The sequence below is a fragment of the uncultured Lactobacillus sp. genome, assembly GCF_944327175.1.
GTDB lineage: Bacteria > Bacillota > Bacilli > Lactobacillales > Lactobacillaceae > Lactobacillus.
Map to the genome: position 1 here is coordinate 1 of NZ_CALVGT010000057.1, position 6,522 is coordinate 6,522.

Genomic DNA, 6,522 nt, shown 5'->3' on the forward strand with positions numbered 1-6,522 from the left:
ACTGGCAAAAAGCAGAGCAAAAGCTTTCTCTGTACGAATTTAAGTAAAAAGAGGCTGGCAAGCCCTATCCCTCCACCCATTGAAATAGGTGGAATCCCGGGCTTGCCAGCCATTGACAATCATTGAATACAGGAAAAGGAAAATGGAAGACGTTGAAGAGGCACTTAAGCGGCAGCTGGCGGGACGGGTTTGGTCAGCCAGCTTGCGCCGCCAGCTGGAAAACAAGGATATTTGTTTAAGCGATTTGCTGCTGGACAAGCAAAGACTGAACGTGATTAAGCCAGCTGACGTCCCTTTAATCAGCCAGGCCCTGGATGAATTGCAAAAGAATTTTCGCGAGGCAGTCAAGCAGGTTCTGCAAACTGAAATAGAAGCTACTTCTGACGCTGATCGGCTGGCCTGGCTGCTTCTGCAGCTTTTTGCCAAGAAAAGGAAAAGGGTCTGGGACCTGACAGCTGACCAGCTGGCTATCCTGCAGACTGAAGCGGCTAAGAAATACGTCCTTTTTTACGGACCGCGGGTCTATTTCCGCAACAACGCCTGCTTTTTGACCAATGATAACAAAGCAGACTTGGTCCACATCAAAGAGCTTGCCGGGCTTCAAGAGCAGCCGGCGGCCTTTTCTGCCTTGTTGCAGGGAGAAGAAGTGGATGGGGAAGAACTCAGGAGCTGGTTTGACCTCTTTGGCCCCTTGTATGAAGAGAAATATTTCGGCAAACACTACGGCCCGGGCGTGGAACTGGCGGGTTTTCAAATCTCTAGCGGGAGAAAAGATCCCCGGATCTACTATGTCCTGCGCTACCTGCTCAAGGATAAAGAGCCAGAAGCAGAAGCAAGATCGAAAAAATTGGCCGCGATTCCTTTAAAGACGATTCTAAGGCGGAATTTAGTCTGCCACGAGGCCTTCAAATGATGACGGTCTACAGCCGGGAGTACTACCAGGCGGGATTAGCCGAAGGAAAAATCAAGGCCAAGAAGCTAGACAGCTACCGGCTTGGGCCGGACTTTATTCTGGCTTATGACCTGGGGCCAGCTGCTTCTTACCGGACCTTGCTGATCGACCGGAAGCAGGGGGAGATTGTCCTAAAGGCCACGACCAAGACCCTGCTGGCCCACTTCGTCAACGAAGACCTGCCCGGCGGCTACCCCTTGCAGGACAAGCTCTACAAGCTCCTGGGAATCCGGGAGCAGCACGTGATTTCAGCGGGGCACGGGGCGCTTTTTTCCCCGGAATCCTTCCACGCCGGCCTGGTGGACCTGGCGGCCTTGCAGCAGATGCGGGGGATGGAAGCCTGCCAGGACGGGATGCTCATGACCGACTTGGCCGGGGTCAACTGCTATTTCTTTCAGCTGCAGCGCGGCTATGCCAATGCCAGCCGGCAAGTGGAAGAAGCGGTTGAGCACAATGCCCTTTACTGCAGCCTTTTTCATGGTCTGGCTGGCCAGCTGGGCTGCCCGGTTTGCCGGCAAGGTGACTGGAACCTGCTCTACGGCCCCAGCTACCAGCAGGCGGTTGAGGCTGACCTGGCTGGCCGGGTCCCGTCTTTAAAGCAGCTTTTAGCTGAGATCAAGGCAGAGGAGAAGGCAGTCTTAAAGCAGATCCTACTGGATGAACTCGGCCTGCCTCTTTTGCCAGATGATTTAGACTATGCCTTAAAGCAGGCTGAGAAAAAGTTCTTGTTCAGAATATAACGAAAAGCCCCCGCGATCGCGGGGGCTTTGCTTTGCTTCCTTATAAAAAATTCAGGCTAACTGCCGGCGGAGTTTTTCCAGGGCCTGCTTCTTAATCCGGCTGGCCGTCCGGTAGGGAATATTCATTAAGTCAGCCGTTTCCTTGAGGCTGCGCCCAGCCAGGAGGTTCTGGCCTAAAAGCAGCTTTTCGCTAGTCGACAGCTTCTTCCAGGCTTCCTTAAGAAGCAGATTATGCTGGTCAGCCTGGCCGACGAAGGCGGCAGCCAGCAGCGGCTCGTCGTGGTCTCTTTGCCGTTTTTTCTGCCGGAGCAGGTCAAGGATCCGCCAGTAGACCTTGCGGAAGGCCAGCTTGTCCGCTTCTTCCCGCGGCTGGTCAGCCATTTCTTGCAGGCATTGGGCGTAGACGATCAGGCCTTCTTGAAAAAGATCCTCGTAATCGGCGCACTTCCGGTAGACATGGGCCGTTTTCAAGGCTCCGGCGACTAATTTCCGCCTTTCCCAGGCTTGGTCCATTGCTTGATTGATTTGCATGTTCATTTTTTCGCACTCCTTAATTTTTTCTTGCTCGGCGCCTTGCAAGTATTAGCTTAAGGGCTTTGCCAAATGAGTGCTGACCGGGAGCGAGGGAGCAGTAAGCCCGTTTTTCCGCCCTTTACACTTTGAAGAAAATGTAAGAACGGCTGTTTAAGGGTGAGTTCAGGAGCTGAATCCAGGTAAAAAATAAAGGTTTTCCTAGTAGAAAAGCAAGAAAGTCGTCATAGATCATTCATACTTCCCCCGTATCATTTAAGTCATAGATCAAGAGATCTTGATCTATGATTCCATACCTTTTTTATTCTTTCCAAGACAAGCAAATTACGCGGCCTCCGGGCCGCATCTATATCTATTTTTTTACGCGAAAAAGCGCTGGACGTCGCGGTCCAGCGCTTTTTTCTTTTATGTTCAGTATTTTTCTTATTAAGCCTTTAGCTGAATTAGAAAGTCAGCTTCAAGAAGTACTTGACGAACACGGCAGCCAGTACGGCACCGGCAAATGGCGCGGTACCTGGTACGATCAGGCCGTATTGCCAGTCGTTGTTGGCCTTGTTCTTGATTGGCAGGATTTGGTAAGCCAGACGAGGGCCCAAGTCCCGGGCTTGGTTCATGGCGAAGCCAGTAGTACCACCCAGGCCCATACCGATCGCCCAAACCAAGAGACCAACCAGAAGTGGAGTCCAGCCAAGCTTTTCAAACTTGGCCACGATAGCCAGGATACCACTCAAGAAGATGGTAGTGGCGATCATTTCGACCATCCAGTTCCGTGGCAGGTTGCGCAGGTTAGGGTTGGTGGAGAAGATGTTCCGGGTAGCCACGCCGTCGATAGTGTCTTCGGAAGCCTTGAAGTGGTCAGCGTACATGAAGTAAGCCAGAAGAGCACCGGCAAAGGCACCAGCTAATTCAGCCAAAGTATAAGGGATGAAGCTGGACCATGGGATCAAGCCCAGGATAGCCTGGCAGAGAGCCATGGCTGGGTTCATGCAAACGCCGCCGAAGATGAAGAGGCAGGCAGTGATCCCGAATGACCAGGTAGTAATGGCGAAAATGTGGCCTGAGCCGTGGTACTTGGTCTTGTTCAAAACGTCATCGCAGTGGACGCCAACACCGAAAAGAATCATGAGCCCGGTAGCCAGGAACTCATTTAACAAGTTGTGCATCAAAATCCTAATTCTCCTTGCAGTAGATAATTTTTAAGGTACATAACATCTAATAATTATATACCTATAGCCGGCAAAAAGATATAGGCAGTCGTGATTTTTTGAGCATGAATACGCTTTTATCGCTGGATTTAATAAGCTTTCCAGGGGAAATTAAGTGAATTATTCACAAATCCAGCAAGGACACCGGCAATTCAATGTGGGTGTCGTGAGGGACCCGGCCCCGGCGCAGCTGCCGGTCCAGCAGTTGGCAGGCCGCGGCCGCCAGATCCTTGCAGGGCTGCTTGACAGTCAAGAGGCCGGGGAAAAAGCTGCGGATAAAGTTTGATCCGTCAAAACCGGTTACCAAGGGGTGGTAGCCCAGCTGCCGGGTCCGCTGCTTGACCAAGAGGGCAGTAATGTCATCGCTGCAGCAGATGGCATCGTACTTTTTTCCCGTCAGCAATTTGGCCAGGCGAACCTGCTTGAGCAGGTTGCCGGAAGTGAAATCCAGATAGGCCGTCTCAAAGCTGGTCTGCTGCTTCTGAAAATAATCCATCATGCCGCGCAGGCGCTCATTGATCGGCGAGAGGTCCTGCTGGCGGCCGCAGAGGATCAGGATCTGCCTGGCCCCCCGCTTTAAAACAGCCTGAGCCAGCAGGCGGCCGCCGCCATAATTGTCACAGCTGACTAGCGGTATTTCCCGGGAAATAGGCCGGTCAAAAGAAACCGTCGGGAGCTTTCTGGCCAAAGGCAGGGGAGTTTCTGGCAAGCTGGTAATCATGCCGCCGAATTCATCGCCCTTTAAGTGCTTGAGGTAGGCGGTTGCTGGGCCGACATGCAGCTGACTGTCATAGCCCAGCTGTTCCAAGTTCCCCTGGACTGCCTCGTAGAATTCCGCGTAGAGCGGGTTGCTGATGGTGGGCAAGAGGACCAGGATGGTCTTAGACCTGGCCTTTTTGGGTTGGTAGTGCAACTTTTTGGCGGCTTGGGCAATTTTGGCTTGGTTGGCGGGGCTGACATGCTGCTGCTTGAAATAGCGGGAAACCGTGGCAACGGAAACGCCGGCCAGCTGGGCGATTTCAGTAAGGGTAACTTTCATGCTGCTATTAAGCTCCTTTCAAACTGCAAAAAATAATTGGTCTGACAGTTGATATTATAAGCTTTTAAGCAGATTTTGCTGCAAAAAAGCTGCCGGAAATTTCTTAATGAACTCTGCCCTTGTAAACTAGGGTTAGCACGGTAATAAAGCGCTTTAAAAAGAAAATGAGGTAAAGAATGAAACTCCAAAATAAAGCAATGCTGATAACTTATCCTGACAGCCTGGGCCATGACCTGCATGACCTGGCTTATGTGATGGACCGGTACTTCTCCAAGGCGATCGGCGGAATTCACATCCTGCCCTTCTTCCCGTCTCACGGCGACCGGGGCTTTTCTCCGATGACTTATGAAAAAGTCGCGCCGGAATTTGGCGATTGGTCAGATGTGGAAAAACTGGGTGAGCAGTATTACTTGATGTTTGACTTTATGATCAACCACATTTCAGCTCACTCTGACTACTACTTGGACCTGCAAAAGAACAAGGACAAGAGTCCCTGGCGGGACCTGTTTTTAAGCTGGGATAAGTTTTGGCCAGCTGGCCGGCCAACCCAGGCTGACGTGGACCTGATTTACAAGCGCAAGGACAAAGCCCCTTGGGAAGACCTGGAATTCGCGGACGGCAGCCATGAAAAGATGTGGAATACTTTTGGCCCGGACCAGATTGACCTGGACGTGCGGACGGAAGTTACCAAGTGCTTCGTCAAGGAAACCTTGCAGCAGTTAGCCAAGCACCACGCCAGCTTGATCCGCCTGGATGCCTTTGCTTACGCGGTCAAGAAGCTGGACACGAGTGACTTCTTCGTTGAGCCGGAGATCTGGGACCTGCTGGCAGAGGTCCGGCAAGACCTGGCTGGGACTGACGCGCAGATTTTGCCAGAAATCCATGAGCACTATAGCCTGCCTAAAAAGGTCAGTGACCATGGCTACTTTATCTACGACTTTGCCTTGCCAATGGTCCTGCTCTACTCCCTTTACACGGGCAAGAGCCAGCGGCTGGCTGCCTGGCTCAAGAAGTGCCCGATGAAGCAGTTTACGACCCTGGACACGCACGACGGCTTGGGTGTGGTCGATGCCAAAGACATCTTGACTGATGAAGAGATCGACTACACGACCCAGGAATTGTACAAGGTTGGGGCCAACGTTAAGCGCAAGTACTCATCAGCTGAATACAACAATTTGGACATCTACCAAATCAACACGACTTACTACTCAGCCTTGGGCAATGATGACCGGAAATACTTCCTGGCCCGGCTTTTGCAAATTTTTGCCCCGGGAATTCCGCAGATCTATTACGTCGGCCTGTTGGCGGGGGAGAATGACCTGGACCTGCTGGAAAGCAGCAAGGAAGGCCGCAATATCAACCGCCACTACTACAGCCTGGAAGAGATCGCCCATGAAGTTGACCGGCCAGTCGTGGCCAAGCTCTTGAAGCTGCTGGAATTCAGAAACAGCGAAGCCGCCTTTGACCTGGCAGGGCAGCTGGAAGTTGCCACTCCAAGCGATTATGAAATCGTTCTGACCCGGGTCAACCAGGCTAAGGACCGGCAAGCTACGGCCCGGGTCAACCTGGCTGATTTGACCTACCAGATTATGGTCAACGGGCAGGAAGTTGACCTGTAAAAAAGTTCACCGAAGAGCAACGGGACAATCATAGTTTGTTCAAATTTACTGTGTACTATAAGAACCGTAGACGAGCTGAAAGAACTTGTCTATAACTCATATTTCTTATATTTTTCTTTCCCTGATATACACAACATACATATACACTACCTAAGAAGCAGCTAGCCAGTAACAGCTGCTTTTTTGGTCTGCTCAGATATTTTTCTTTCCATTGTCCAAAATGGTCGTTATGGCTTTTTCATAATATATATGTGTAAAGTTTTTGGAAAAGTAACATTAAAGCGAAATTAAAGGGCTTGCACGTGAAAAGGAGACCGTATAATCTTATGTGTAAGGATGAACAGTTCCTTAAAGTAAATCAAAATTGGGTATAAGAAAAGGGACTCCTTTTCCGTATAATTGATTTGAACACTATCAATACGAAAGGAATCCCTTA

Annotated in this window: 6 protein-coding genes; 3 read left to right on the top strand and 3 right to left on the bottom strand. The window is 50.9% G+C overall.

Features of this window, described 5'->3' with window-relative positions; genetic code table 11:
- Positions 1-142: 142 nt before the first annotated feature.
- Both Q0J41_RS07620 and Q0J41_RS07625 read left to right on the top strand, forming a co-directional pair.
- Positions 143-913 (top strand): hypothetical protein, encoded by a 771-nt coding sequence (locus Q0J41_RS07620; RefSeq protein WP_296228072.1) that lies wholly within the window; start codon positions 143-145, stop codon positions 911-913.
- A complete protein-coding gene (locus Q0J41_RS07625) occupies positions 910-1,692 on the top strand; it encodes a hypothetical protein (protein WP_296228074.1) in 783 nt (260 codons plus the stop codon). Before Q0J41_RS07620 ends, Q0J41_RS07625 begins: the two co-directional genes overlap by 4 nt.
- Positions 1,693-1,743: 51 nt before the next feature.
- Here Q0J41_RS07625 and Q0J41_RS07630 read toward each other — a convergent pair whose 3' ends face one another.
- The 3 genes from Q0J41_RS07630 to Q0J41_RS07640 all read right to left on the bottom strand — a co-directional run bounded on the left by Q0J41_RS07630 (position 1,744) and on the right by Q0J41_RS07640 (position 4,467).
- Positions 1,744-2,229, bottom strand: a complete 486-nt coding sequence (locus tag Q0J41_RS07630; RefSeq protein WP_296228076.1) for a sigma-70 family RNA polymerase sigma factor — start codon at positions 2,227-2,229, stop codon at positions 1,744-1,746.
- A gap of 437 nt (positions 2,230-2,666) precedes the next feature.
- Entirely contained in the window at positions 2,667-3,389 is a 723-nt protein-coding gene (larD, locus tag Q0J41_RS07635) for a D/L-lactic acid transporter LarD (RefSeq protein ID WP_296228078.1), read from the bottom strand.
- A gap of 163 nt (positions 3,390-3,552) precedes the next feature.
- Positions 3,553-4,467: a LacI family DNA-binding transcriptional regulator gene (locus tag Q0J41_RS07640; RefSeq protein ID WP_296228080.1), complete on the bottom strand. Its 915-nt coding sequence runs from the start codon at positions 4,465-4,467 to the stop codon at positions 3,553-3,555.
- 176 nt (positions 4,468-4,643) lie between these two features.
- On the opposite strand from Q0J41_RS07640, the gene gtfA reads away from it, so the two are divergent.
- Entirely contained in the window at positions 4,644-6,086 is a 1,443-nt protein-coding gene (gene gtfA / locus Q0J41_RS07645) for a sucrose phosphorylase (RefSeq protein WP_296228082.1), read from the top strand.
- Positions 6,087-6,522 lie beyond the last annotated feature (436 nt).

Coding starts and splice junctions, on each gene's coding strand:
- Q0J41_RS07625 (WP_296228074.1), top strand. CDS start 910: ATGATGACGGTCTACAGCCGGGAGTACTACCAGGCGGGATTAGCCGAA.
- Q0J41_RS07640 (WP_296228080.1), bottom strand. CDS start 4,467: ATGAAAGTTACCCTTACTGAAATCGCCCAGCTGGCCGGCGTTTCCGTT.
- gtfA (WP_296228082.1), top strand. CDS start 4,644: ATGAAACTCCAAAATAAAGCAATGCTGATAACTTATCCTGACAGCCTG.
- Q0J41_RS07630 (WP_296228076.1), bottom strand. CDS start 2,229: ATGAACATGCAAATCAATCAAGCAATGGACCAAGCCTGGGAAAGGCGG.
- Q0J41_RS07620 (WP_296228072.1), top strand. CDS start 143: ATGGAAGACGTTGAAGAGGCACTTAAGCGGCAGCTGGCGGGACGGGTT.